The organism is Micromonospora sp. NPDC005206 (assembly GCF_040608175.1).
In the GTDB taxonomy this organism is placed as follows: domain Bacteria; phylum Actinomycetota; class Actinomycetes; order Mycobacteriales; family Micromonosporaceae; genus Micromonospora.
In genome coordinates, this window is sequence record NZ_JBEXHU010000014.1 from 143,283 (window position 1) to 165,370 (window position 22,088).

General features: G+C 71.7%; 28 protein-coding genes. 8 read left to right on the plus strand and 20 right to left on the minus strand.

Going from position 1 to position 22,088, the window contains the following annotated elements; translation table 11 throughout:
• Positions 1 to 104 precede the first annotated feature (104 nt).
• From ABZU69_RS22360 to ABZU69_RS22375, 4 genes are read right to left on the minus strand one after another with little or no spacing between them, the layout of a single operon-like run.
• On the minus strand, positions 105 to 803 hold the full coding sequence (locus ABZU69_RS22360; protein ID WP_354966275.1) for a hypothetical protein: 699 nt from the start codon (positions 801 to 803) through the stop codon (positions 105 to 107).
• Entirely contained in the window at positions 803 to 1,882 is a 1,080-nt protein-coding gene (locus tag ABZU69_RS22365; protein ID WP_354966359.1) for a hypothetical protein, read from the minus strand. Before ABZU69_RS22365 ends, ABZU69_RS22360 begins: the two co-directional genes overlap by 1 nt.
• Positions 1,869 to 6,098 carry a hypothetical protein gene (locus ABZU69_RS22370; protein ID WP_354966276.1) on the minus strand — a complete coding sequence of 1,410 codons (4,230 nt, stop codon included), beginning with the start codon at positions 6,096 to 6,098 and terminating at the stop codon, positions 1,869 to 1,871. Before ABZU69_RS22370 ends, ABZU69_RS22365 begins: the two co-directional genes overlap by 14 nt.
• A complete protein-coding gene (locus ABZU69_RS22375; RefSeq protein WP_354966277.1) occupies positions 6,098 to 8,830 on the minus strand; it encodes a hypothetical protein in 2,733 nt (910 codons plus the stop codon). Before ABZU69_RS22375 ends, ABZU69_RS22370 begins: the two co-directional genes overlap by 1 nt.
• 289 nt (positions 8,831 to 9,119) lie before the next feature.
• Here ABZU69_RS22375 and ABZU69_RS22380 point away from each other — a divergent pair, with 289 nt between their 5' ends.
• From ABZU69_RS22380 to ABZU69_RS22415, 8 genes are all read left to right on the plus strand, one after another.
• Complete coding sequence (locus tag ABZU69_RS22380; protein ID WP_354966278.1) at positions 9,120 to 9,989, plus strand: helix-turn-helix transcriptional regulator; 870 nt, start codon at positions 9,120 to 9,122, stop codon at positions 9,987 to 9,989.
• Between the two features lie 14 nt (positions 9,990 to 10,003).
• Positions 10,004 to 10,210: a DUF397 domain-containing protein gene (locus ABZU69_RS22385; RefSeq protein ID WP_354966279.1), complete on the plus strand. Its 207-nt coding sequence runs from the start codon at positions 10,004 to 10,006 to the stop codon at positions 10,208 to 10,210.
• A 208-nt stretch (positions 10,211 to 10,418) separates the two neighbouring features.
• On the plus strand, positions 10,419 to 10,853 hold the full coding sequence (locus tag ABZU69_RS22390) for a hypothetical protein (protein WP_354966280.1): 435 nt from the start codon (positions 10,419 to 10,421) through the stop codon (positions 10,851 to 10,853).
• On the plus strand, positions 10,850 to 11,236 hold the full coding sequence (locus tag ABZU69_RS22395; RefSeq protein WP_354966281.1) for a hypothetical protein: 387 nt from the start codon (positions 10,850 to 10,852) through the stop codon (positions 11,234 to 11,236). Before ABZU69_RS22390 ends, ABZU69_RS22395 begins: the two co-directional genes overlap by 4 nt.
• Before the next feature lie 26 nt (positions 11,237 to 11,262).
• Positions 11,263 to 11,586, plus strand: coding sequence for a hypothetical protein (locus ABZU69_RS22400; RefSeq protein ID WP_354966282.1), 324 nt, complete (start codon positions 11,263 to 11,265; stop codon positions 11,584 to 11,586).
• 238 nt (positions 11,587 to 11,824) lie between these two features.
• Positions 11,825 to 12,679, plus strand: coding sequence for an N-acetylmuramoyl-L-alanine amidase (locus ABZU69_RS22405; protein WP_354966283.1), 855 nt, complete (start codon positions 11,825 to 11,827; stop codon positions 12,677 to 12,679).
• Between the two features lie 11 nt (positions 12,680 to 12,690).
• Entirely contained in the window at positions 12,691 to 13,080 is a 390-nt protein-coding gene (locus ABZU69_RS22410) for a hypothetical protein (RefSeq protein WP_354966284.1), read from the plus strand.
• Positions 13,077 to 13,385, plus strand: a complete 309-nt coding sequence (locus ABZU69_RS22415; protein WP_354966285.1) for a hypothetical protein — start codon at positions 13,077 to 13,079, stop codon at positions 13,383 to 13,385. The genes ABZU69_RS22410 and ABZU69_RS22415 overlap by 4 nt, the downstream gene beginning before the upstream one ends.
• A gap of 46 nt (positions 13,386 to 13,431) precedes the next feature.
• Here the strand turns inward: ABZU69_RS22415 and ABZU69_RS22420 are convergent, their stop codons facing one another.
• From ABZU69_RS22420 to ABZU69_RS22495, 16 genes are all read right to left on the minus strand, one after another.
• Positions 13,432 to 13,746 carry a hypothetical protein gene (locus ABZU69_RS22420; protein ID WP_124821926.1) on the minus strand — a complete coding sequence of 105 codons (315 nt, stop codon included), beginning with the start codon at positions 13,744 to 13,746 and terminating at the stop codon, positions 13,432 to 13,434.
• The gene (locus tag ABZU69_RS22425; protein WP_354966286.1) at positions 13,707 to 14,054 is read right to left on the minus strand and encodes a hypothetical protein; all 348 of its coding nucleotides are present in this window, start codon (positions 14,052 to 14,054) and stop codon (positions 13,707 to 13,709) included. Before ABZU69_RS22425 ends, ABZU69_RS22420 begins: the two co-directional genes overlap by 40 nt.
• A 12-nt stretch (positions 14,055 to 14,066) precedes the next feature.
• A complete protein-coding gene (locus tag ABZU69_RS22430) occupies positions 14,067 to 14,492 on the minus strand; it encodes a hypothetical protein (protein ID WP_354966287.1) in 426 nt (141 codons plus the stop codon).
• A 5-nt stretch (positions 14,493 to 14,497) separates the two neighbouring features.
• Positions 14,498 to 14,773, minus strand: coding sequence for a hypothetical protein (locus ABZU69_RS22435; protein ID WP_354966288.1), 276 nt, complete (start codon positions 14,771 to 14,773; stop codon positions 14,498 to 14,500).
• The gene (locus ABZU69_RS22440; RefSeq protein WP_354966289.1) at positions 14,773 to 15,321 is read right to left on the minus strand and encodes a hypothetical protein; all 549 of its coding nucleotides are present in this window, start codon (positions 15,319 to 15,321) and stop codon (positions 14,773 to 14,775) included. The genes ABZU69_RS22435 and ABZU69_RS22440 overlap by 1 nt, the downstream gene beginning before the upstream one ends.
• Positions 15,318 to 16,085, minus strand: coding sequence for a hypothetical protein (locus ABZU69_RS22445; protein WP_354966290.1), 768 nt, complete (start codon positions 16,083 to 16,085; stop codon positions 15,318 to 15,320). The genes ABZU69_RS22440 and ABZU69_RS22445 overlap by 4 nt, the downstream gene beginning before the upstream one ends.
• Positions 16,086 to 16,104: 19 nt before the next feature.
• The gene (locus ABZU69_RS22450; RefSeq protein ID WP_354966291.1) at positions 16,105 to 17,025 is read right to left on the minus strand and encodes a hypothetical protein; all 921 of its coding nucleotides are present in this window, start codon (positions 17,023 to 17,025) and stop codon (positions 16,105 to 16,107) included.
• 152 nt (positions 17,026 to 17,177) lie between these two features.
• The gene (locus ABZU69_RS22455; protein ID WP_354966292.1) at positions 17,178 to 17,561 is read right to left on the minus strand and encodes a hypothetical protein; all 384 of its coding nucleotides are present in this window, start codon (positions 17,559 to 17,561) and stop codon (positions 17,178 to 17,180) included.
• Between the two features lie 85 nt (positions 17,562 to 17,646).
• Positions 17,647 to 17,934, minus strand: coding sequence for a hypothetical protein (locus ABZU69_RS22460; protein ID WP_354966293.1), 288 nt, complete (start codon positions 17,932 to 17,934; stop codon positions 17,647 to 17,649).
• A complete protein-coding gene (locus ABZU69_RS22465; protein ID WP_354966294.1) occupies positions 17,934 to 18,350 on the minus strand; it encodes a hypothetical protein in 417 nt (138 codons plus the stop codon). Before ABZU69_RS22465 ends, ABZU69_RS22460 begins: the two co-directional genes overlap by 1 nt.
• Positions 18,347 to 18,853 (minus strand): hypothetical protein, encoded by a 507-nt coding sequence (locus tag ABZU69_RS22470; protein WP_354966295.1) that lies wholly within the window; start codon positions 18,851 to 18,853, stop codon positions 18,347 to 18,349. Before ABZU69_RS22470 ends, ABZU69_RS22465 begins: the two co-directional genes overlap by 4 nt.
• The gene (locus ABZU69_RS22475) at positions 18,850 to 19,377 is read right to left on the minus strand and encodes a hypothetical protein (protein ID WP_354966296.1); all 528 of its coding nucleotides are present in this window, start codon (positions 19,375 to 19,377) and stop codon (positions 18,850 to 18,852) included. Before ABZU69_RS22475 ends, ABZU69_RS22470 begins: the two co-directional genes overlap by 4 nt.
• Before the next feature lie 139 nt (positions 19,378 to 19,516).
• A complete protein-coding gene (locus ABZU69_RS22480; RefSeq protein ID WP_354966297.1) occupies positions 19,517 to 19,723 on the minus strand; it encodes a hypothetical protein in 207 nt (68 codons plus the stop codon).
• A gap of 114 nt (positions 19,724 to 19,837) precedes the next feature.
• Positions 19,838 to 20,851, minus strand: coding sequence for an N-6 DNA methylase (locus ABZU69_RS22485; protein ID WP_354966298.1), 1,014 nt, complete (start codon positions 20,849 to 20,851; stop codon positions 19,838 to 19,840).
• Positions 20,852 to 20,940: 89 nt separating this feature from the next.
• A complete protein-coding gene (locus ABZU69_RS22490; protein ID WP_354966299.1) occupies positions 20,941 to 21,234 on the minus strand; it encodes a hypothetical protein in 294 nt (97 codons plus the stop codon).
• A 163-nt stretch (positions 21,235 to 21,397) separates the two neighbouring features.
• Complete coding sequence (locus ABZU69_RS22495; RefSeq protein WP_354966300.1) at positions 21,398 to 21,979, minus strand: hypothetical protein; 582 nt, start codon at positions 21,977 to 21,979, stop codon at positions 21,398 to 21,400.
• Positions 21,980 to 22,088 lie beyond the last annotated feature (109 nt).

A 22,088-nucleotide genomic window follows, 5' to 3' on the forward strand; every position in this document is an offset into this window, starting at 1 on the left:
CCCTGTCGGGCCAGGCCGCTATGCTGATGTCTCCACGTGAACGCAGCGCAGCCCCGGATTTCGCGATCCGGGGCTGCACTGTTTCCACTCACGCTCGGGCTACCTCACCGCATGGCATCCATCCGTAGCCAGGAATCGAGGAGCACGAACGTCTGCCCAGCCGCGTCGGCCGTGTTCTGCGCCCACTGCATCGTCAATGTCGCCGGGCCGTTCGCGGCGACGATCCCCTGCACCCACGCCCGGTCGAAGAACCCCGTCGCGCCAAACGTCAGCTGCCCGTTGTCGAAGGCGATCCCCATGTGCGGCTTCGTCGTGTCCGCCAGAGTGGGCCCGTCCGCAGCCCACCGCATGGTCCCCGACCCCGAGCTGAACACGAACCGGGCCTTGAAGTCCGCCACCGTCGAACTCTGGTACCACAGCGCCCCGGTCAGCATGTACCGGCCGGCGGCCGGGATCGGCAGCACCAGCTGCGGATCGGCGACGAAGCCCGTCGTGTTGTTCGTCGGCTCCGCCGACTTGCGCGCCCAGATCGGCGCCATCGTCGGGCGGGACGCCCAGCCGACGATGTGGTTGCCCGCCGGCGGTGACTTCAGCACGAAGACTCGCGCGCCCACCGCGACCGGCCCCACCATCGACACCACCCGGATCGACTCGGTATCGCCGTCGTGCAGCACCCGGACCGTCCCGTCGGCTCCGACACTGGCCACCCGGCCCGGCCGCAGCCGCCACATCAGGCCCAGACGGGTCATCCGCTCGAGAACCGCCTCGGCGATCGCCCTCACCGGCACATACCCCCGGTCCATCACAGGTCACCCCCGTCCGTCTCCGGGTACGCCCTCCGCAGGGTGTGCCGCATCTCCCCACCCGGGGCCAGCGGCATCGACCACCCCGTCTCCAGCCACAGCCGCCCGTTCCACCGCACCACGTCGTAGCCGTCGTGCCGCGGGTCCGGCGGCGTCGACAGCTCCACCGACTCGTAGACCGCCTGCTGGATGCCCAGCGTCCGCGCGTACACCGTCGCCTGCGCCTGCGACCGCACCTGCACCTCAACGGTCTGCGGCACCACGAACCCGCGTTGTGCGATCGAATGCGGCGCCGACGCCGGCACGTCGTAGACGCCGACGACCGGCTTCTCGTCCGAGCCCGGATCGTTCGACACGACCACGAACCGATTCGGCGCGGTCAGCAGACCCGACACCACCGACACCGACCCGCGGATCACCCGCCGGGTCGCGTCCAGGTCGATCGCCGCCGGCTGCTCGGAGGGCTCCACCGCCCGCCGCAGCCGCAGCCGACCGCTGTGGCCGAACCACGGCAGGAAGTACCCGCCCTGCCGGGACAGGTCCCGCAGCGCCATCGCCCGGGACGTACCCGGCGACCAGGCGCTCACCGACGACTGCTCGGTGGAGTCCATCAGCAGCTCGCCGATCGGCAGCCCCTCCAGCAGCCGAAGCACCGCCTGGTCGACCAGCTGCCCGCGGGCCTCGAAGCCGGTCTCCAGCTCCTGGTCCACGATGAACATCTCGTCGAACAGAGTCAGCGGCGCCGTCGCCCCAGCGCTCGTCACCAGCTCGGTCGCGTCACCGACCATGTACCGGCCCAGCGGGTACGCCTTCTGCGTCCGGTCGCCGACAACCATCGAGATCGCCACCCGGTCGGTCAGCGGCTCCAAACGCGCCGCGTCGACCACGCCGAGGGTCAGCCCCGACACCTTCCGCACGATCGTCCCCGTCACGTCGTGGGCCAGGCTCGGTGAGGTGTCCCGCAGCGGCGTCAGCTCGCCCCGCCGTATCCCGGTCCGCCCGTCGATCAGGTCAAACCGGAACGACACCGCCCGCTGCCCGACGTGGGCAGGCAGGTCGAGCACGTCAGGCCGCCCCACAGATGCCAACGCCCCCCACCTCCCACGAAGCGCCGTGCGCGTCAACGAACACCTTCGTGCCCTTCGGCTGCGCCTCGAAGTCGGGTTCAACGATGATCGGCCCGTCGACGCCGTTGCGGATCTCCACCCGCGACACCGCGACGTCCCCGGACACGTTGACCGCGAAGAAGCCGCTGTCGAGGTCCAGCGGCTCCGGATAGTCCAGCAGGCTGAACCCCTGTCCCCACGTCACCCCGTCCAGCGACGAGTACAGGGTCACCCGCGCGAGGCCGCCGCCGTTGTCCTGCTCGTAGACGGCCCGCAGCCAGCGCCGCTGGTTGCGCACCACCCCGAACTGGTCGCTGGGCACGCAGGTGTAGAACACGTCCTTGCCGAACACCTCGAAGCACGTCTCCGCGTCCGACCAGTCGACGTCCCACCCGGACGAGATCGACTCCGGGTTGGTTTGCGACAGGTGCTCCACCCACACGTTCCACACCTCGCCGGAGGTCCGCAGCAGCACCCGAATGTCGACGTTCGCCATCGGCTCCCGCACCTGAAAGCTGTCGACCTCGACCTGCGCGTTGGTGTTCGTGTTCCCGACCCCGACAGCCGTGCCCAGCCCGACACTGCCCGCGCCGGTGACCGAGGCGTCGACTCCCTGCACCGTCCAGCCCGGCCAGTAGCTTCCAGGCTCGTCCTTCCACGCCGCAGCACTCACCACCTGGCCGCGGCACTGCATCCGTACCCAGTACCAATCCCCGGCCACGAACGGCACCGGGTCCCTCTGCCAGTCCTCTGCCGGGGTCAGCGGGGCGACGAAGCCGAACTCCCCCTGGGCCAGCTTCTGTATGGCGACGTTGACCGTGCCGTCCGGCATGAACGCCAGTCGGGCCTCGTAACGGTTGTCCTCGGCGTCGTACCGGACGGGCAGGTACACGCTGATCGGCTGCGTGACCGGGAACGCGTTGAGCCGCACCCGCGCCAGCACGTCAACGTCCCGGAGAGGTGGCCCGGTGAGGACGCGCCTGCCTGCCGCCACCGGCCCGAATACCGCCTCGTCGACATCGAGCCACGCGGTCACGGGCGGGTTGCCCGGGTTGGTGATCCGGAAGAACGCGTACTTCGCGCCGGCCGGCGCGGCGCCGCTCACCTGTAGCCGGGTCCACGTGTTGGCCGTCACCGGGGTCCCGACCGCGGTCTGAGACAGCTGCACCTGGGCGGCGTCGAGCCAGTGGATCGCGATGTCGATGGGCCGAGTTGCAGCGCACCTCACCCACGCCGACCCCTGGTATTCCCTGCCCTCGGTGACCGGCACCAGCTCGGAGCGGACCTGCGGCGAGGCGACGCCGTTCGGCACCAGCCGGCCCGACCCGAACCCTCGGTAGACCTGGGCGTTCAACCAGGTGAACGTGCCGTCGAGCGCCGTCCAGTTGGCCACGTTCGTCTCGAAGTGCGGGTTCGCGTTCAGCGGCTTGGTCAGCTCAAAGACCCCGACGCCGCCAGTCACCGACAGGCCATCCTCCGGCCCCTGCGACAACAGCCAGGGATTGCCAGGTGTGTCGGTGGACCCGAACCCGACCGGCACCTCCCGCGCGAACTGGTCCTCGACCACCACCGGGCTCCAGTCGATCCCGGCCGGATCGTCCGCCTGCGCCGTCACCGACGCGGTGCTTCCCTCGACCCGCAGGCCCTCGCACGGCGGCGGGCCGCCGTCGACCGGCGTCGGCGTGTCCGCCACCTCCACCACCGTCACCTGCGCGAGCTGCATCTGCCCGCGCCTGCGGTTGCGCCGCACCGACCCGGACGGCACCAGCAGCGTCGCCAGCCACCGGTTGTCCAGCTCGTCCCGCACGCACACGTACGGCAGCGAGTCCCACGCCAGGTCCCGCAGCTCCCGGAACCCCTTGTCCAGCGCTGCCGCCGGCACGGCGGCCGCGTTCACCAGCAGCGTTCGCGTGAACTCCACCCCGCCGCGCTCCAACGGCCGGAACGCCGTCCGGTAGTCCCTGTCGAACATCGCCTGCAGCTCGACCTGCCCCGCCTCCGGGAACGTGAAGTCCTCGCTGCCGGACCGGTCCGGGTTCATCACGTAGGCCAGGTTCCCGGCCGGGTTGTGGTTGCTCGTCAGGATCAGCACACCGACGCCGACGCGGGTGCCAGTCACCCCCGGCGCGGGAATCGTCGCCGCGACCGGCGCCGACCACGGTCCGGGCACGCCAATGCGGTGCACCATCCGGGCCCGGTACCGCGACTCGACACCCACCCGGGCCTCGTAATCGTCCACTGCGGTGACGTTCGGCGCAACGATTCGCGCGATCGTCTCCCACTCGTCGGGGTCCATCGTGTCGTCCTGGCGCTGCACCTCGTAGACGCCCCAGCCGACCACCACCTCGCTGTTGATGGCCTCCCAGGTCAGCCGGTGGTAGTGGATGCCGGTCGGGACGCCGCCGACCGGCCGGGCGCAGTGCTCGTCGACGACCGCGAGGGGCTGCACCGCCGGCTGCACGGCCAGCCCGGTCACCGCGTCCATCTCTTGCAGCAGCATCAGCGTCAGGTCGACCGAGCTGTCGTTGGTGGCGTCGATCGTCGCGTACGCGGACGACCCGCCGTACCCCGTCTGGCTCGCCGGCGTGACCAGCTCGCTGCTCGGCTCCGCGTCGCCGCCGAGGACCTGCCACGGCGTCTCGTCGTCGGCGTAGCTGTGCAGCGACCACCACATCTGTTCGCCGCTGCCGGTGGCCACCAGCGGCGGGTCCAGCCGCAGCGTGACCTCCTTCCAGCCGTCGGCCACCTCGGGCAGCGCGTCGAACTCGTCCACGGTGATCGACGCCTTCGGCCCAAGCCGGTTCCACGCGTCGGCCGGGTCGACGTGGGCCACCTCCAGCGGGTCCTTCGTCCCGGGCAGGTGCCGCGCGTAGAACCGCGCCCACACGAACGTGCCGGCGGCGTCGTTCGGGATCCGCTGCACAGTCGCGCCCCACCCGTACCGGCTGTAGAGGGTGGCGACGGCCTGTTTCAGGTAGGCGTGGGAACTGCCGTCAGCGATGCCGGGTGCGGAGGCCCCAGAGAACATGACGATCGCCGGCAGCTCGTTGACCGTCTCCACCGTCGGCACCGCCCCTTCGCGGAGCGTCTTGCGCAGCAGCACACCGTGCAGGCCGGGCAGTGGGTCGATCGTCCCGAGCCGGTCGATCGGGACCGGCACGGGCGACGCCACCGAAAGCTGTCCCACGTGCGCCTGGCCGACGGTCACCGCATACTGGTAGCCGGCGTTGAGCGACACGTCGTACCCGTAGTTGTACATCGCAACCATCGGGATCTCGAAGTACGAGCCGCCGATCAGGGAGGCCCCGTCGCCGATGTCGAGCCCGCCGCCGCCGACCCGGTTCTCCTCCCCGTAGGTGACCTCCAGCGCCAGGTAGTGCACCTGGAACTGGGTGCCAGCCGGCGCGGAGCCGCTGACCTGGAGCCGCAGGTTGATGTTCGTGCCGCCCGACGCCGCCCAGGCCGTCAGTCCTGACGTCGGCGCCCTGTTCCCCGCATACGAGTACGGCATCCGATCCCTGGTCGTCAGCGGCGTCGCCGTGGTGCTCCACCACGGGTTCAGCTCGCCGAGGCGCGACCGGCGCACCGCAGTCACCCCACTGTGGTCCGCAGGCCCGGTCAGCGTGTCGTCCATGATCCAGTTCACGCCCGCCGATGGGCGCTCCAACCCCAGGGTCACCGCCGGCGCCAGGTCGGCGAACGGTCCCGACATCACGTAGAGCACCGACACGTCGACGATCCGCCGCCACAGCAGAGCGGCCTGCACGGGCAGCGCGGTGGTGCCGAACCAGAACCGCGCGGCCGCGTTCGGGCCCGTCAGGGTGACGTAGCGCGGATCGGACGGGTTGTGCACGGCGTCGGACGGCTGCGACGCGCCACCAGCCAGGGCCGCCCCGGTCACCAGCTCACCCGACGCGACCGGGATCACCAGCTTCCGCAGCGGCCCCGTACCGGTCACCGTGTCCGCCCGGTACAGGTTGACCGCCAGCGCCTTGCGCAGCGCGCGTCCGGGCGGCGGCGCGGTCGTCAGCAGCCGCACCCGCCGCAGCCCGGCGTCCAGGTCGTAGTCGGTGCTCGCCCGGAACACGTACCCGACCTCGCTGGCGGTGTCGAGGTGCAACGGGTGCTTGACCAGCGGCGCCCACTGCATCCCCACCACGTACGGCCGGTCCGGGTTGTACTCGCCCATCAGATCGTCCTCACGGTCGTGGCCACGTCTCGCCGGGCCAACGTCTCCAGCACGCCCTGGCCGACTGCCCGGCCGGTGGTCAGGGCCTCCTGCCGGGTCGGCACGACACCCTCGAAGGTCACCCGGATCGCGTCGCGCCCGAACATCACCGCCGCGCCGCCACCGCCGTCCGCGCCGAGCAACCGCATCAGCCCGGACTGCTCGGCCAGTTCCCGGGCACGCCGGGGCCGCGTCAGCGGCACCACCACCTCGTCGCCAGCCTCGCCGCCGACGAACAGCGTCGGCCGCCGCAGGATCGCGCCGTTGGCGAGCATCGGGATCCGGGGCAGCGAGCCGGGCAGCATCGAGTCCACCTTGCTGATGCCCGAGTTGATCGCCCCGATGATGTTGTTCAGCTGCCGCTTGATCGTGCCCGAGATCGCGTCGGCGATCTTGCCGAGCGACGGCACCTTCCGCAGCCCGTCGACGAGCTTCTTGATCAGCCCCGACCCGGCCGACAGGAACCTCCCGGCGTACCCGGTGATCCGGCCCGGGATGCCGGCGATGTACGACACGATCGAGTTGAAGCCGTTGATGGCCGCCGACTTCCCGGCGTTCACCGCGCTGGTGAACGTCGAACTCAGCCGCGACGCCAGGCTGGCCAGCCCGGAGATCACCCGGCCGGGCAGCGCGACCGCGAACGACACCACGGCGTTGACGCCGGCCAGGAACAGTTGCCTGCCGAGGTTCCACGCCGCGGTGAAGAGATTGCCCAGCATCGACGGCAGTTTGGCCAGGAAACCGATGATCTGTCCTGGTAGGACGGTGACCGAGTAGAGGATCAGGCCGATGCCGACGCCGAGGGCTTGCAGCGCCATCGTCGCCGCCGCGGTGAACAGGTTCCACAGCATCTGCGGGAGGCTGGCCAGGAACGCGCCGATCTTGCCGGGCAGCTCGGCGAACCACGTGCCGATCGACTGGAAGAACCCGACCACCGCGGTCCACGCCGTGGTGAACGCCCCGCCGATGGCGGCACCGACGCCGGCCCAGTCGATCGCGTTCAGCCAGGCTGCGACCCGGCCGAGCCAGTCGGCGACCCCGGTCAGCGGGGACAGCAGCCACGTCAGCGCGCTGGCGATGGCCGACACCAGCGGGGCGACGGCCTGCGCCGCGAGGAACTGGAGCAGCAGCGCCGCGACCTTGATGAGCGGCGCGACCAGGGCAACCGCCACGGTGGCGAGCTGCGCGACCAGTTCGATCAGCGGGGTCAGCGCGACGACGATCTCGACCAGCGGCGGCAGCAGCGACACGATCGTCGGGATCAGCGGCATCAGGGCCTGCACGACCTGGACGATCAGCGGGCCCAGCGCGCCCAGGACCGGGGCGAGGGCGGTGCCGAGGGCGGCGACGATCTGGCCGAGCGGCGGCCCGAGCTGCGTGAACAGCTCGGCGAGCAGCCCGGCGATCGGGGCGAGGACCGCGGTGAGGGTCTGCCCGATCTGGAGGAGCACCGGGCCGAGCGCCGACACGATCGGGCCGAGCAGCGGGCCGAGGGCGGCCAGGGCCTGCGCCAGGGGCCCGATCAGCATGGAGATCAGCTGGCCGATGACCGGCAGGACCGGGGCGATTGCCAGCGCGATCGACGCGATGACCTGGCCGATCGGCACCAGCGCCGGGACCAGGGCCTGCAACGCCGGGATCAGGGCCTGCGCGATCGGCATGAGCGCCGGCACCAGCGTGCTGCCGATGGCGCTGACCAGGCCCAGGATCACCGGTGACAGGCCGGACGCGAGAGCGCCCAGGGCCTGGAAGATGCCCGTCAGCGCGGCACCGCCCTCGGCCGACGCGAAGAACTCCCGCAGCGTGCCGGTGACGGCCACCAGGCTGCCGAGCAGCCCGCCGCTGGCCGACGCGCTGGCCGCCTCGAAGACGGAGCTGAGGATGCTGCCGACGTTCGACGCGAGGTCGCCCAGCTGCGACAGCACTCCCAGCGCGGTCTGGATCGCCGCGACGGCGGTGCCGCTCTGCGCCATCGCCGACAGCCACTCGCCGAACTGGCCGGCCGCTCCCCCAGCGCTGAGCGATAGCTCCCCGATGGTGGGCAGGGCCACCGCGGCGATGTCCCGGATGCCAGTCAGGAGCGGCCCCAGGGAGGCCGTCAGACCGCCGACCGACAGCTTCGCCGTGTCGAGGACCTGGCGCAGCAGCGACACCGACGCGGACTCGCGGGCGAACTCCAGCGCCCGCCGCGCCGCGCTGCCGTACTCGGCGGCGATCCCGGCCAGTCCGGACCGCAGTGGCCCGGCCAGCACGGAGGCCGTCTGTCCAATCTGGCCGACGATTGGGCCCGCGAACGCGTCCTGCGCCGCGTCGCGGATTCCGTCGAGGGCTGGCCTCACCGCCCGGAATTCCTGCGCCAACCTCTGCGCCTGAGGGGACAGCCCCTCGATCGCCTGCTGGAAGGCGGCAGCGTCACCGGTCGCCGCCTGCTTGAACGCGTCGCCGAGTCCGGCGGTGGCCACGCGCAGCGCGCCGATGGCAGCCGCGCCGACGCCGACTGCGGCGGGCACGGCGAACGCCGCCCCGCCGACCGAGGCCAGCGCGCTGGCCAGCCCGAGAAGCTGGCTGGTCGCGGAGGCGGCGACCACACCGACCGCGCCGATCTTGAGGGCCTTCGTCAGCCCTCTGCGCAGATCGGGCGCGAACTTGCTGACGTCGCCGACGATCTCGATATACGCACGCCCCAGGCCCACGGTCACAGCGTAGGCCAGTTGATAGGGCCGCAATGATGCACTGCGGCCGTATAGCTTCGCTGCAAGCGGAGGCAGGCGTGACAAAGGGCTCCGGTGACGAATCGGAGCCCTTTGCCGTGCGCTCATCCAGAGCCCGACCCGTCCCGCGCCGGGTCTTCCCGACAGCGTAGCCACGACGCAGCGGCGGCCGGAAGCCCGCGCGCGTACCGCCTATCGCCCGGCGCGCGTACCCTCACGACAGGCGGGTGCCAACCTGGCACTGTGCCAACGCTCGGAGGTGCAGGACCACGTGATCAGCCCCCTCGCCCGCCGTCTACGGCTCGGCAACGCCATCCGCGAGCTGCGGGATCAGGCGGGCCTCACCGGCGTGGAGCTCGGCCGCCGGGCCGGGCTCGACCGGACCGCCGTGTCCAAGGTCGAGAACGGCGAGCGCCGGCCGCTCGACACGATCCTCAAGCTGCTCGACGTACTCCTGGCCGAGGGCGACGAGCGGTACCGGGGACTCCAGCGGGTCGCCCGTGACGGCCTCGCCAAGGGCTGGTGGACCGGACCGGAGTTCGCCGGGATGGGCGAGCGCCAGGCCAAGACCGCCGACATCGAGAGCGGCGCCCGCACTATCCGCGAGTACCAGAACTCGCTGCTGCCCGGCCTGCTCCAGACCGAGGCGTACGCACGCCACCGAGGCCAGGTGGCGCTCGACGACGGCGCCGACTTCGACCTCAACGGCACGGTCGCCGGTCGGCTCCGCCGCCAGCAGCAGATTTCCGGCCCGGACGGGTCGGTGTATGACGTCGTGCTGGAACCGCAGGCCATCGAGCGGCTGCCCGTGCCGCCCGGGGTCATGCGGGAGCAGTTGCTTCACCTGCTCGATCTGGCCACGACCAGGGAGAACATCAGCGTCCGCGTCCTGCCGGTTGACGCCCGGCTCGGCCGCGGATACGTGCCACGCTCACCGTTCTCCCTGTACGCCTACCCGGACGCCGAGGACCTGACGCTGGTCGCCGTCGACACCGTGACGGCCGACCTGCTGGTCACCGACACCCGGGAGGCGCAGCGGTACGCGCAGCTGTTCGACCAGCTGCGTGACGCCGCGCTGTCCACCGAGGAGAGCGCGGACCTCATCCAGAAGGCAGCCGGCGCGTTGGCTGCCGAAGCCTGACCCAGGAGTCCCCCATGAGCGATCCCGAGTTCCGCCGCTGGCGGAAGTCCACCCGATCCGACGGCGGCCAGAACTGCGTCGAGGTGTCCGACGCCGTTGACGGCAGCGTGATGCGAGTCCGCGACAGCAAGGACCCGTCCGGGCCCGCACTGACCTTCAACGGCGCAGGCTGGGCCACGTTCATCGCTGGCGCGAAGAACGGCGCGTTCGACCTGGCCTGACCACCACCAACACCCCACGAGGGGCCGGCACCGTACGGTGCCGGCCCCTCGCCGCGTCCACGGCAGACACACCGAGTCAGTTCCCGCGTTCCCCTTGTGACATAGACCGGCTCCGTGCCATGCTGGCACCGTGCTAGCCGGCACGGTGCTAATCCAGCACAGTGCCACGCAAGACCAACTCGGAGAACAGCACCCCTGGGGGCATCTCATGGTCCAGGCAGGACACGGTCTACATGCAGCACCCCGCACCACTCAGCTGGTTAACGGCGACATTCCGCCGCCGCCGCCCGGCGAGCTTGTCCCCCACGAGGGGTACGTCGTCTTCGCCGACGCCGAGCACCGCCTGACCTTCGCCGGCTTCATGCTGGCCATCCACCGGCCCGGACGGCGACACCTCGAACTGCGGATGGGCTGGCCGCCCCGCCTGCGCCTGCGCCGCCAGTGCACCTGGTGCACCGACCCGTGGGCCTGCACCGCCGCTCAGTGGGCGCGGGCGGTGCCGGAGCGCCCGGTGGATCCGGCAACCCCGGGCGCTCCCGCATCGTCCGCGCCAATGTGGGACGGCCCGACCCTCATCAACTGGCCGATGGCGGGCCTGTTCACCCGGGGGCAGGTCTGGCGCGGCCACGGGGGGCGGCCATGACGGTCCGCCTGCCCAACGTCATCCCGAACCTCTCCCGCAGCGTCATGTACCGGCACTGCGTCGAGGTCTACCTGCGGCACCAGCCCGGTCCGATGGGCACCTGCTCCTGCGGGCAGGTCGGCTGCCGTTCCCGCTACAACGCCTCCGTCGTCATCGAGGCCGCGGGCATCAGCCCGGCCTCGGTCACGGCCGCCGACGCGGCGCCCCAGCCGTGGCACGAGCGGCCCGTTCCGTCCGCCGTCCCCGCAGGGGGTGCAGGGGCGGCGCAGGAGCCGGCATACCCGACGGGCATGGCGTCAGTGCCCGGCGCGGCCCGGCCGGTCCTGGCCGGGGGGCAGGCGGGAGGTGGAGACCGCCGCCCCCCGGCGTGCGACCCATGGTGAGCCCGCCGCCGTCGCTGCGGACCAAGATGAGCGCGACGACAGACCCGTACCTGCTGCGGCTGCTGCTGTGGTGCGGGAACTGCGACCTTCGGATGGTCTGCGCCTTCCTCTCCGGTCCCCGTTCCGGTGGCGGCACCATCAACCAGCGCACCTACAAATGCGGCTTGGCCTGCCGCCGCGAGGTCCTCGACGCTGACGCCATCGAGTCGATCGTCTGGACCGCCGCCGAGCGGCGAGCCACCATCAGCGACATCGCCGTTCCCTACCGCCAGTCGGTGCTGGAGATGCTGCTGGTCAAGGCCACCATCGGTCCGACCGCCGCCGACATCAGCTACGTCTGGCGCACCTAGACCCCGCCGGTCGCCGCTTCCCGCGAAGCGACGGCCGGCGGGCCACAGCCCGCGCTACCGAGTTCCCCCCCGTGTTCTCGGTCACGCGGAAAGAGCGGGCCCGCTGCGCAGCTCACGGTGCAGTCGCGGCGGGCCCGCTCACCCGGGCCGCAACCAACCGGTCCCGCGCCGTCCACGCCGGACCGATACCGTACAGGGCGTCCCCCGACAGCCGATCACTGCTGCCGGAGGACCACCCGTGGACATCATCAGCCGCGCCGAATGGGGCGCCCGCCCGCCCGAGTCCCGCTCCACCGTGCCCTGGTCCAAGCGGACCGTCTTCATGGGCCACTACTCGGCCGCCAGCGCCACCCAGACCCCACGCCAGATCCAGGACTACCACATGCGGGTCCGGGGCTGGAGCGACATCGGCTACAACTTCCTCATCAACTCCGTCACCGGTGACCTCTTCGAGGGCCGCGGGTGGACCGTTCTCGGCGCGCACTGCGCCGACCACAACACGGAGTCCATCGGCGTCTGCATCATCGGCAAGGACCAGGCCGGCCGCCAGGACGTCTCCGACGCCGCCCGCCGCGCCTTCAAGTGGCTCTACGACGAGGCCAACGACCGCAAGGGCAAGCGACTCACCCTCCTCGGCCACCGCGACCGCGGGTCCACCGAATGCCCCGGCGACGAGATCTACGCCTGGCTCAGGGCCGGCCTGCCGGTCGTCGGGCAGCCCCCCGCGACGCAGCCGAAGCCGCCGGCCGGCACGAAGCCCGCGCCGGGCACGCCCATCGCGTTCCCCTTGCCGAGCGGCTGGTACTTCGGGCCGGCCAACGGCCCGGACTACTCGGTGTCCGGCAAGTACGAGCGCTACTTCCGGGGCCGAACCGACCGGGCGTGGCTCAAGGAGTGGGCCAGCCAGATCGCCCGCCGAGGCTGGTCGGTCGGCAAGGGCCACAGCTGGCTCGGCAAGGCCGGCAACGACGGCATCTACGGCCCCGAGTACCGCGCGTTGGCCCTGGCGTTCCAGAAGGACCAGCACCTGGACCAGGACGGCCTGATCGGCAACAACACCTGGAACGCCGCCTATCGCAACCCGGTCACCTAGGCGGCCCCGTCATGACGCCCGAGCAGGTACTCGCCTTCATCGGCGGCGGGTCAGTCGCGGGCATCGTCATCGACCGCCTCGTGACCTGGGTCCTCGGCCGGCGCAAGGAACGGACCACCCTCGCCGACTACGAGACCCAGATCGCGGAGCGGCTGCTGGGCCGCATGGATGCCCAGCTGTCCGGCGCGGAGACGAAACTCCACCTCGCCGAGACACAGATGGCGGCCGCGAACCTGACCATCGCCGGACTCCGCGAGGAGCTGGCCCAGGCCAAGGCCGAGGTCGCCCATCTGCGTACCGAAGTGCAGGCCCGCAAGAACGTCGCGGCCGAACGCGACCAACTCCTCATCCAAAACGCCCAGCTCAAGGCGAAGATCCAAACCCTCGGAGGTACCCCATGAGCACTGCCACGCAGACCCGCCACCCGTGGCGGGCCACCGCCCGAACCATCTTCGCCGGTACGGTCGCCGGCCTGTCGCTGCTGCCGACGATCGCCGTCGCCGGCGGCATCGACACCGTGCCCGCGGTCGCCCAGGTCGTCGGCGTCGCCGCCGCGATCACCCGGGTACTCGCGCTGCCCGGCGTCGAGAGCTTCATGGAGCGGTTCCTGCCGTTCCTCGCCGCAGCGCCGGCCGCCGAGGAGTTGCCGGCCACGCCCGCGCCGGTGCCGCCGGGCACCATGTTCCGCGACCGCGACTTCCGCTGATCCACCGACACGAGGAGGGCGACCCCGGTTGGGGTCGCCATCGTCGCTATGTAGAGCCGGCGCGCTTCATGCCGCCCAGCGCTCGGGCGAACGAGTCGTCAGTCTCGTCGTCGGACCACTCCTCGCGGTCCTCCAGATCCGCCTCCGTCGGCGGGGCCTCCAGCGCCTGCCGGAACTTCGCCACGTCCTTCTCGGTGCCGCCCTCCACCCACCAGGCGTAGATCACGTCCAGCAGCGACGGCAGCGGCAGGTCCAGCGGCTCCCGGCCGGTGCGCAGCAGCATTGAGCCGTGGAACTCGGGCCAGCGTTTGACCGCCAGGGTCAGGAGTCGCTGCCCGACCCAGTAGGGCGGGCCGACCACTCCTCGCACACGTGCTGGAAGATCGCCATGGCGTCGCTGAAGTCGAACTCGTCGTTCGTGTTCAGCAGCCGCTTCTTGAACACCGCCAGGCTCGGCGGGTCCAGCGTCTGCTCGAAGAAGTCGAGCACCGCCGCCACCTGGTCCGCCTCGGTCCGGCTCGACGATGCCGCCGCCATCAGGTACGCCAGCTGCGCGTCTTTCGGCGCCCGGCACACCATTTTCTGCTTGTCCAGCTTGAACTTGACGTCCGGCAGCTTGTTGCCGTCCCCGGACGCCGCCGCCTTCGCGCTGGTCGTGAACTCCTTCATCTGCTTCCTCCCCTATGAGCGGACGATCCGGAACCCCGCCGAGACCGCCACTTCCTCCATCGCCTCGCGCAGCCATGGCTGCGCCCGCGTGCCCGGGTGGTTCACCAGCGTCGTGAACACGACCTGGCCACCCGTCTCGAACCGCAGCGTCCCGCCCGGCCGCCGGGGCCGGATCTGGTGCGGCTTGGTCCCGCCGTGGACCATCGCCGCGTACTCCGTGTCGTTCACCACGAAGCCGTACACCTGGCCGGACCGGACGCCGACCTCCTCGCGGTGCGCGGAGCGGAGCCGGCCGGTGTCCACCGGGCACTTCAACACGGCCCGGGTCCGGACGCGTCGGGTCACGCTGCGCACGAACGACAGCACCGGCCCGATCGGGCCGGTGAGCAGCTGCCGCATCTCCCCCGCGAACAGGTCGAGGCGCGTATTGACCCGCACTCCCATCAGCGCCGCCGGGTCCGTCTCGGGCCGTCACCGTCGGCGGCCGCCGTGGTGGTCGCCTCGCCGGCGTCGCCGCGCTCGTCGCCGCCCGCCTCCGCGGTGGCGACCGCCGTGGTGGTGGCCGGCTCGGCGTCGCCGCCCTCCAGGACCTCGTACCTGCCGGCGTCGACGAGCGTCGCCAGCCGCGGACCCCACTCGACGTTGTGCAGCACCGCGCCGTCGGCGACGCCCGGCATCGCCGCCAGCGCCTTCACCGTGACCTTCTGGCCCTTCCGCATCAGACTTCCTCCTCGCACACGCAGACGTTCGTCATCACCGCGACCAGGACCTCCTGGCCCACGCAGCCGCCGGACGGGCCGACGCTGGACTGCTCCCCGATCCACACGTCCTCAACGGACTCGACCTTCTGCAGCTCGCACAGCACCGCCCGCCGGATCCGGCCGGCGTCGTCGGCCAACTCCGCCGCCGAGCGCTCGAGTTCAGCCCCGGTCGGCGGGTTCCCTTGGTCGTCGGGGCTGGGCGCGCAGCGGGCGCTGCCGGCACCTAGCTCCACCGCCCAGAACGCCCCCGGGTCGTTGCCCGCGCCGAGCGGCGTCCCGCGCCCGTTCGGGAAGTCCCCCGCCAGCACCGGGTACGTCCGCACGATCCGCACCCACGCCTGCCCGTCGCAGCACGAGTCGATCGCCACGTCCCGGCCGGGCACCACCGCGCACACGGCAGGCGCCCCGCCGAGCGCTTCGGCGAGCGCGTCGCCGACGAGCTCGCGCAGCCGCACCGCTACCGGCCACGCCACGTCGTCGGCGACCTGAGCCACCGGCTCCGTCATGACGTCCTCCTCCTGCCCCGGTCCAGATCCGGCGACCACACCACCGAGTCACGAGGCAGTCGGTGTGGGTTCACCACCCGCAGCCACTGGTCGACCTCCGGCAGCCCGGTCATGCCGTCCTTGGCGAGCTGCGCCGGGTCGACGAACGTCTGCTGCACACCCTGGCGCACCAGCGACTGCACCCGCCTGGGCAGCCGGCAGGTGTTGTCGCTGACCATCGCCTTCGCCAGCTCGCAGGCCATGTGGCCGGCGGCGATCTTCCCGCCCGCCGGCACCTCCACTCCCCGCTCGTACGTCACCGCCCACGCGCCCGGCTGGTCGTCGGCCACCGTCAGGTCCTGCCGGTCCGGCCAGCACTTCCCGTCGACCCGCACCAGCCACCGCCGGTCGTACACCGCGTACGCCGCCGCTGGCACCACCGCCCCGTCGACGAGCACCCGCGTGACCGCGTGGACCGGGCCGGGCAGGCTCAGCTCGCACCCCGACGAGCTGCACGAGCAGATGTGCCCAACGCAGCCGCAGAAGGCGACCGCCAGGCTGCCGTACGACAGTGGCAGCCACCGCTCCAAGCGGAGCCAGGCGTCGTGATCGTTGCGCCGGCACGGCCGCACCGTCGTCGGGCACACGCCGTACCGGCGGCCGGACAGGGCCCACAGGATCTCCGTGGCCAGGTCCGTGGCCGCCGCCCGGGCCGCCTCGTCGATGGCGTCCCAGCCCTTGCAGTACGCCGTGTTCAGCGGCCACTCGCACGGGCCGGTTCGCACCGGCTGCGTCACCGCTACCTCAGACCGCGGGGGCGACGAACGACTTGAAGCGCGACGCGCCCGTAGTCGTGTCGGTGACCGTGATGAGGTACGTCCCGGGGGCCGCGTACTCGTGGCTCACCTTCGCCAGCTCGGCAGGGCCGATCGTCTGCGCTCCGTCGCCCCAATCCACGGTGTACGGCTGCGGCGGCGGGCCCGCCGGCACGTACGTCGCCGTGTACTCCGCCGTCATGTCGGTCGCGTCGGTGGCGTCGGCCGCCACGGTGCCGTCCGGCGGCCGCGGGGTCACGCCGCACGTCGGCGCCGGCGGCGGCAGCTGCGTCCAGTCGAGGTGGAGCAGGTCGAAGTCGCCCATCGGGCTCTCCAGCGCCTCGACGCCCGTCGACCGCAGGTAGACGTCGTACGGGCCGGTCCCCCACCCCGGGTTCTCGATCGCCTTGCCGGTCAGGGTGAAGCTGGCCGCCCCGTTCTCGATCGTGAAGTCGCCGATCTGCCCGTCGATGATCTGCGGGAGCAGGAAGTACCCGAACCGGGGTCGCTGCACCGCGCCGGCTGCGCACTTCTTGAGCGCCGTCCCCGACCACAGCTCCAGCGCCACCGCCGAGTCGAGGTTCACCTTGCTGGTGATCCGCAGGCCCGTTGCGTTGCCGTCCTCGTCGAGCACCACGGGCATCCCGGTGAACAGCGTGTACAGCTCCGGGTCGACCCGGCCGGCGGTCACCGTCACGTTGTACAGCTTGATCCGGCGCCGGGCCGGCTCGTAGACCAGGCTGTCGCCGTTGGCGTCCTTCTGGTCGATCTCCTCGCCGTCGTCGACCTCGGCCGCGTACTCGACCGAGACGAAGCCCTTCGACATGACGTGGATTGGCCAGCCTCCGGCGCCCAGGATCGGGTCACCGCAAACCCCGAGCTTGGTGGCCCGGAGCATCTTCCCCTTCACGGGGGTATCGCACACCGCGGACATCGGCACATCCTCAACAGGAGAGCTCCATGCCCGGCCCGCAGCCAGCGGCGAATACCCCGCCAGCGTAGCCGAGAGGGCGCTGGCCCCGGGTGGGACACAGCGCCCTCGGCGTCAGGCTGTCGGCGGTGCTACCGCTGCACGCTCGGGTGGTTGCCCAGCACCAGGTCGCGGATCAGCGCCTCGATGTTCTCCGCCCGGTCGTGCGGCACCCGGAAGTCGATCGTCGTCGCGCCGGCCACCACCGCCACGGCGGTGTGCAGCCCGTCGCGCCGGCTGGCCACCGACTGCACCGCGCGCATGGCGAGCATCTGCCGGCCCTGCTGCTTGAAGCGCGGCCGGCACGCTGGCGCGAGGAGCGTCAGCCCGATCGTGTAGACGGCGAGGATCACCAGCAGCACGTTCGCCACCTTCGTCCGGCCCGGCTTGCTCCACTCGATCCGATCCGGCCAGATCGCGACCTGCGCGTTGCGGCCGGCTATGTGGCTCTCGAACGTCGTCAGTGGCTGCTCCATTGTGCTTCCTCCACAGTGAACGGGGCCGCACCCGATGGGTGCGGCCCCGCATCTTGTCACGGCCGGGCAACGCCCGGCAGCCCCGTCACAGCGTCCGGCCGTCGATCACCTCAACCTCCATGCCCAGCTCGGCGGCCTTGCCGCGCAGCGCCGGCTCCACCTCGTCCCAGGCGGGCCCGTCGAGCACGTACGCGCTGCGGCTGTCGCCCTTCACCGTCGTCGCCATGACCGCGGTACGGACGTCGAGCACCTTGCCGCTGCGCTCGCAGACGATCTGCCGCATCACCCCGTGCCGCAGCACGTCCCGGCTGATGAACTTCTCCCGGTCGGCGTCGTTGTCGGCCAGCAGCGCCCGGAACACGTCGCTCGACATCAGACCCTCCCGGCCGGGGTCAGCCACGGTCCGGCCAGCGGTCCGGCCGGGGCCGGCGGCGTCTGCCGCGCGGTTCCCTCGACGATCAGGCCACGGCAGCCGCCGCACACCACCTCGGTCACCGGGCCCAGCGCCAGGTCGACCGGCGTCTTCACCGCCCCCTTGCAGCCCACGCACGACAGCGACAGCAGCCGGGGCAACCGCATCCCGAGCAGCAGCATGTCGCGAGGCACCAGCGTCTCCCTCGGCTGCCCGCCGCGCGGCAGGATCACCAGGTTGACGCAGTTCGGGAACTCCCGCACCGACTGCACGTCGGCGATCGCGACCAGCTGCCCGAACAGCAGCACCTCATCGCGGCGGCGCAGCTCGTCCGTCCGGATCGGCTGGCTGCCCTGTCCCCTCGTCCCAGCGGTCACGCCGCCGTCTCCTCTCGCTCCAGCCAGCAGAGCCGGCTCTCCACATCGACCACCAGCTGCTCGGTCAGCCCGGACCACACATCGGCCGGCAACGTCGCCAGGTGGTGCCACCGACCGGCCCGGGCCGCGTAGACGTGCAGCGCGCCCAGGCCGTGCTCCCACAGGTAGGCCCAGCCGTCGCCGTCGTCGGGCGCGTCCTCGCCCATCCGCCCGACGAGCGCCCGGCCGGACACCTCGGGGCGCGCCGCGCGCCCCATGCCGCACACGTACGCCCAATCGGGGCGCCGCTCGGCGACGGCCGCCGCCGGCCACGGCGTGCAGGCCAGCACCGACCAGTCCCGGTGCAGCAGCGCCTCCACGAACTCGGCGGTGTCCCGCCGGAAGGTGCGCGCCCAGATCACCCGCAGCTGCGCGAGGGTCCAGCTGGGCTGGCCCTCCAGCTCGACGGTCCGGGCCCGGTACCACCGGCTCCCCGGGGCGAACTGCCCCACCAGCGCCTTCATCCCACAACCTCCCGCCTGCGGTCGCGGACCGCCTCCATGTAGCCCCGGAAGTCGCTCGCCCTCCACTGGGTGGCGTAGCCCCGCTTCTGCACGTCCAGCAGGTCCGTCACCGTCAGGCTCGGCAGCTCGTGCACCGACCAGCACGCCCACGGCTTCCACTGCTTCGGGCCGCGCTCGGGGAGCACCCCCAGGTAGACGTGCAGCCGGTGGCCGCCGAACAGGTACGCCCACTCGCGGTCCCCGGCGTTGGCCGAGGCGAGGTGCCCGGCCTCGGGCTCCGGGCCGCTGTGGCTCGGCACGCCGACGAGGTGCCCGGCGGTGCCGGTGCCCGGCAGGGCGTACAGCCTCGACCAGTCGGAGCGCATCAGCTCGTCGACGGCCGCCTGGACGTTGTGCCCGAGCATGTCGTGCACCAGCACGGACAGGGCGGGCACGATCATCGTCGGGCAGGCGTCGTGCTGGACGTGCCTCGCCCGGTAGAACCCGCCGGCACCCTCGGTGCCGATGAGCGCTCTTAGACCCACGTTGACCTCCACGTGAACTTGGGTCGAACCGATACCTTGCGCTGTCCGGTCGCAATCGTCAATAGCGGCCGTACAGCGAGAGCCCATCTAGGAACTCCGCACCGGGGCCGGGCGCCGCCCAGCCCCGCCTACGCAGCCACTAGCCGCGCTCGGTCACCTCGGACGGGTCGGCCGGCCGCGCGTCGCACTCGTCGACCGGCTCGTCCCCGTGCACGCAGTCCGGCTGGTGCGGGTCCGCGATGTGCTCCCGGCAGTGCACGCAGCAGTCCTCGGCGTCGTAGCAAGCCCCATTCGGCAGGCACTCGACTGCCACCCGCTTGCCCTGCTGGATCGCGCTCTTCGCCATCTGTTCCTCCACGTGAGACGGGGCGAGGTGTACACATACATTGTATGCGACCAGTCCCCGCACGTACACAGTTTATGTACGTGCGGGGCTGTGTAGCAGGTCACACAAGGCCGGTCAGAACAACCGGCCCTGCCGGAACACCGCCTCCGCGTCGAACGTCGACGAGGCCGGCGGCGCGGGCCGCGGTGCCGGAGGCGGGGGCGGCGGCTTCGGCCTCGCCTTGCGCAGGTGCCCGTCCAGCGCGCTCTCCGGCGTCGGCAGCTCCAGGACGTGCCGCACCGCCGCGATCTGCCGGGCCAACTTCCACGCCCGCTGCATCTCGTCGATCGCCACCTGCCGGGTCCGCAGTGCCTCGTGCATCCACTCGTCCAGCAGCCCGTCGCCGCAGCCGACGACCACCCGCCAGCCCAGCCCCCACAGGTGGAAGTTCACCGCGCACAGCGCCGCCGCCAGCGGGTCGAGGTCGTTCGCCCACCACTCGCACGTCGTCGGATCGAGCCCGTTCTCCCGCATCGCCTGCGCGGCGCCGAGCAGCATCGTGCCCGTGCCCGCGCACGGCTCCAGGACCCTCGTGCCCTCGGTCGGGGCCAGCATCCGGCCGAGCAGCAGCGTCACGCTCTCCGGCGTGAGGAACTGGCCGATGCCCTTCTTCCCGCTGTGGCTCTTCATCGTCTGGAGCAGCATCCCCAGCAGGTCAGTGTCGCCCCAGCCGTCCGGCCCGCACCGCCCGAACAGGCCCTTGCGCAGCGCCGCCTGACCGACGGCCTGCACGGCGCGCAGCACCGTCTCGTCCTGGTCCTCGTCGATCCACGACCACAGGTGGATCGTCCGCGGGTTCAGGTCGGGCCGGATCGCCGCGAACTCGCACCACAGCCGCTGCATCAGCAGCCCGAACCCCTCGTAGTCCAGGCGCTCGAACGTCTCGGCCAGCGCCGCAAGCCGGTCGGGGTCCTCCGTCTCCCTGGCCACCAGCGCCAGGGCGGCCACCACCGACATCGGCACCTCGATCCGCGAGCCGCCGTACCGGCTGTGCCACGCGTAGTCGACCGCCTCGGCGATGTCCCGCGCGTGCTGCCGCGGGTCGGCCGGCACGGCGTTCGCGCGCCGCGCCACCGTCGTTGTCGTCATCTCTCTCCTCCACGTGAACCGCCGGCCTCCCGCCGGCGGGAACGGCAGCGCCCCCGCAGCCACGTCGGCTACGGGGGCGCTCGGGTCGATCAGCAGCAGTTGCCGCACACCCCCGACGCGGGCAGCACGGTGAAGCACTCCCCGCACATCGCCTTGCGCACCTTGGCGATCTCGCGCTCGTTCGCGCGCCGCTGCTTGGCGTCCGCCACCCGCTGCCGCTCGGCCAGCACCCGCGCGTTGTGCTCGTCGACCGCCCGCCGCTCCTGCGGCGTCGGGGTGCGGAACAGCGGCTGCCCGCTCGCCAGTCGCTCCTGCAACTGCGCGTTCAGCGCGGTCAGGCCGGCAACCAACTGCGTCTCGCGGTAGCTCATCTCGCGGCTCATCGGGGCACTCCTCGCTACGGGGGGCAGCTTGCTGTACATACTCATTGTATCCAGACGCCACTCCTCACGTACAGATTTTATGTACGGCTCGGGCTGTGGAGCGGGCCACACAACGGCGACGCCCCCCGCGCCGCGTGGCGCGAGGGGCGTCGGTCCTCTCAGCTCAGAACGACTGGCGGTACACCTCGTGCGTGTAGCAGTGCCAGTAGTCCTCCTGGTTGTCGAACCCCGGGCAGTCGAGGTGCTCGGCCGCCTTCGCCGGCGGCACCTTCGTCAGCTCGGCGGCCGGCAGGTGCCACCGCACGTCGTCCGGGTCGACCACCACCACGCCGCCGCCCTTCACCTGGTCGACCAGGCCGCGGTGCTCCTGGCCGTCCCACGTCCAGGTCACCACGTCGCGCTCGGCCAGCTCGGGCGCCGGCTTCGGCCGGGCCGCCTTCACGCTCTCGGCGACGATCGCCAGGGCCTGCCGCCGCTCGGCCACCTTCACCAGCGCCGAGTCCAGCGCCGCCGCCTTGTCGCTCACGGCGGCCAGCAGGTCGCCGCGCACCGACGTCCGCAGGTCGCCCGCCTTCGCGGTGACCACCGCGTCCTCGGTCGCCCCGGTCAGCTCACGCGCGTGCCGCTCGACCTCCCGCTCGGCCTCAACTACCTGCCGCGCCAGCTGGGCGATCAGGCCCCACTGGTCGGCGGCCTCGGCCTCGACGCCGAACTGCCCGGCCAGCTCGTTGACCCGCTTCTCCATCTCTCAGCCCTCCTGTAGGGGTAGCGCGTTGCGTACATATTCATTGTATGCGAGTTTCAGCCTCACGTACAATCTCTATGTACGCCCCCGGCCGTGGAGCGGGTCACAC

Excerpts from the sequence above, each read along its gene's own strand:
- ABZU69_RS22395 (WP_354966281.1), top strand. The coding sequence starts at position 10,850 with ATGACGGTCCGCCTGCCCAACGTCATCCCGAACCTCTCCCGCAGCGTC.
- ABZU69_RS22370 (WP_354966276.1), bottom strand. The coding sequence starts at position 6,098 with ATGGGCGAGTACAACCCGGACCGGCCGTACGTGGTGGGGATGCAGTGG.
- ABZU69_RS22455 (WP_354966292.1), bottom strand. The coding sequence starts at position 17,561 with ATGGAGCAGCCACTGACGACGTTCGAGAGCCACATAGCCGGCCGCAAC.
- ABZU69_RS22385 (WP_354966279.1), top strand. The coding sequence starts at position 10,004 with ATGAGCGATCCCGAGTTCCGCCGCTGGCGGAAGTCCACCCGATCCGAC.
- ABZU69_RS22360 (WP_354966275.1), bottom strand. The coding sequence starts at position 803 with ATGGACCGGGGGTATGTGCCGGTGAGGGCGATCGCCGAGGCGGTTCTC.
- ABZU69_RS22415 (WP_354966285.1), top strand. The coding sequence starts at position 13,077 with ATGAGCACTGCCACGCAGACCCGCCACCCGTGGCGGGCCACCGCCCGA.
- ABZU69_RS22425 (WP_354966286.1), bottom strand. The coding sequence starts at position 14,054 with ATGAAGGAGTTCACGACCAGCGCGAAGGCGGCGGCGTCCGGGGACGGC.
- ABZU69_RS22440 (WP_354966289.1), bottom strand. The coding sequence starts at position 15,321 with ATGACGGAGCCGGTGGCTCAGGTCGCCGACGACGTGGCGTGGCCGGTA.
- ABZU69_RS22490 (WP_354966299.1), bottom strand. The coding sequence starts at position 21,234 with ATGAGCCGCGAGATGAGCTACCGCGAGACGCAGTTGGTTGCCGGCCTG.
- ABZU69_RS22485 (WP_354966298.1), bottom strand. The coding sequence starts at position 20,851 with ATGACGACAACGACGGTGGCGCGGCGCGCGAACGCCGTGCCGGCCGAC.
- ABZU69_RS22400 (WP_354966282.1), top strand. The coding sequence starts at position 11,263 with ATGAGCGCGACGACAGACCCGTACCTGCTGCGGCTGCTGCTGTGGTGC.
- ABZU69_RS22390 (WP_354966280.1), top strand. The coding sequence starts at position 10,419 with ATGGTCCAGGCAGGACACGGTCTACATGCAGCACCCCGCACCACTCAG.
- ABZU69_RS22470 (WP_354966295.1), bottom strand. The coding sequence starts at position 18,853 with ATGAAGGCGCTGGTGGGGCAGTTCGCCCCGGGGAGCCGGTGGTACCGG.
- ABZU69_RS22435 (WP_354966288.1), bottom strand. The coding sequence starts at position 14,773 with ATGCGGAAGGGCCAGAAGGTCACGGTGAAGGCGCTGGCGGCGATGCCG.
- ABZU69_RS22495 (WP_354966300.1), bottom strand. The coding sequence starts at position 21,979 with ATGGAGAAGCGGGTCAACGAGCTGGCCGGGCAGTTCGGCGTCGAGGCC.
- ABZU69_RS22460 (WP_354966293.1), bottom strand. The coding sequence starts at position 17,934 with ATGTCGAGCGACGTGTTCCGGGCGCTGCTGGCCGACAACGACGCCGAC.
- ABZU69_RS22480 (WP_354966297.1), bottom strand. The coding sequence starts at position 19,723 with ATGGCGAAGAGCGCGATCCAGCAGGGCAAGCGGGTGGCAGTCGAGTGC.
- ABZU69_RS22410 (WP_354966284.1), top strand. The coding sequence starts at position 12,691 with ATGACGCCCGAGCAGGTACTCGCCTTCATCGGCGGCGGGTCAGTCGCG.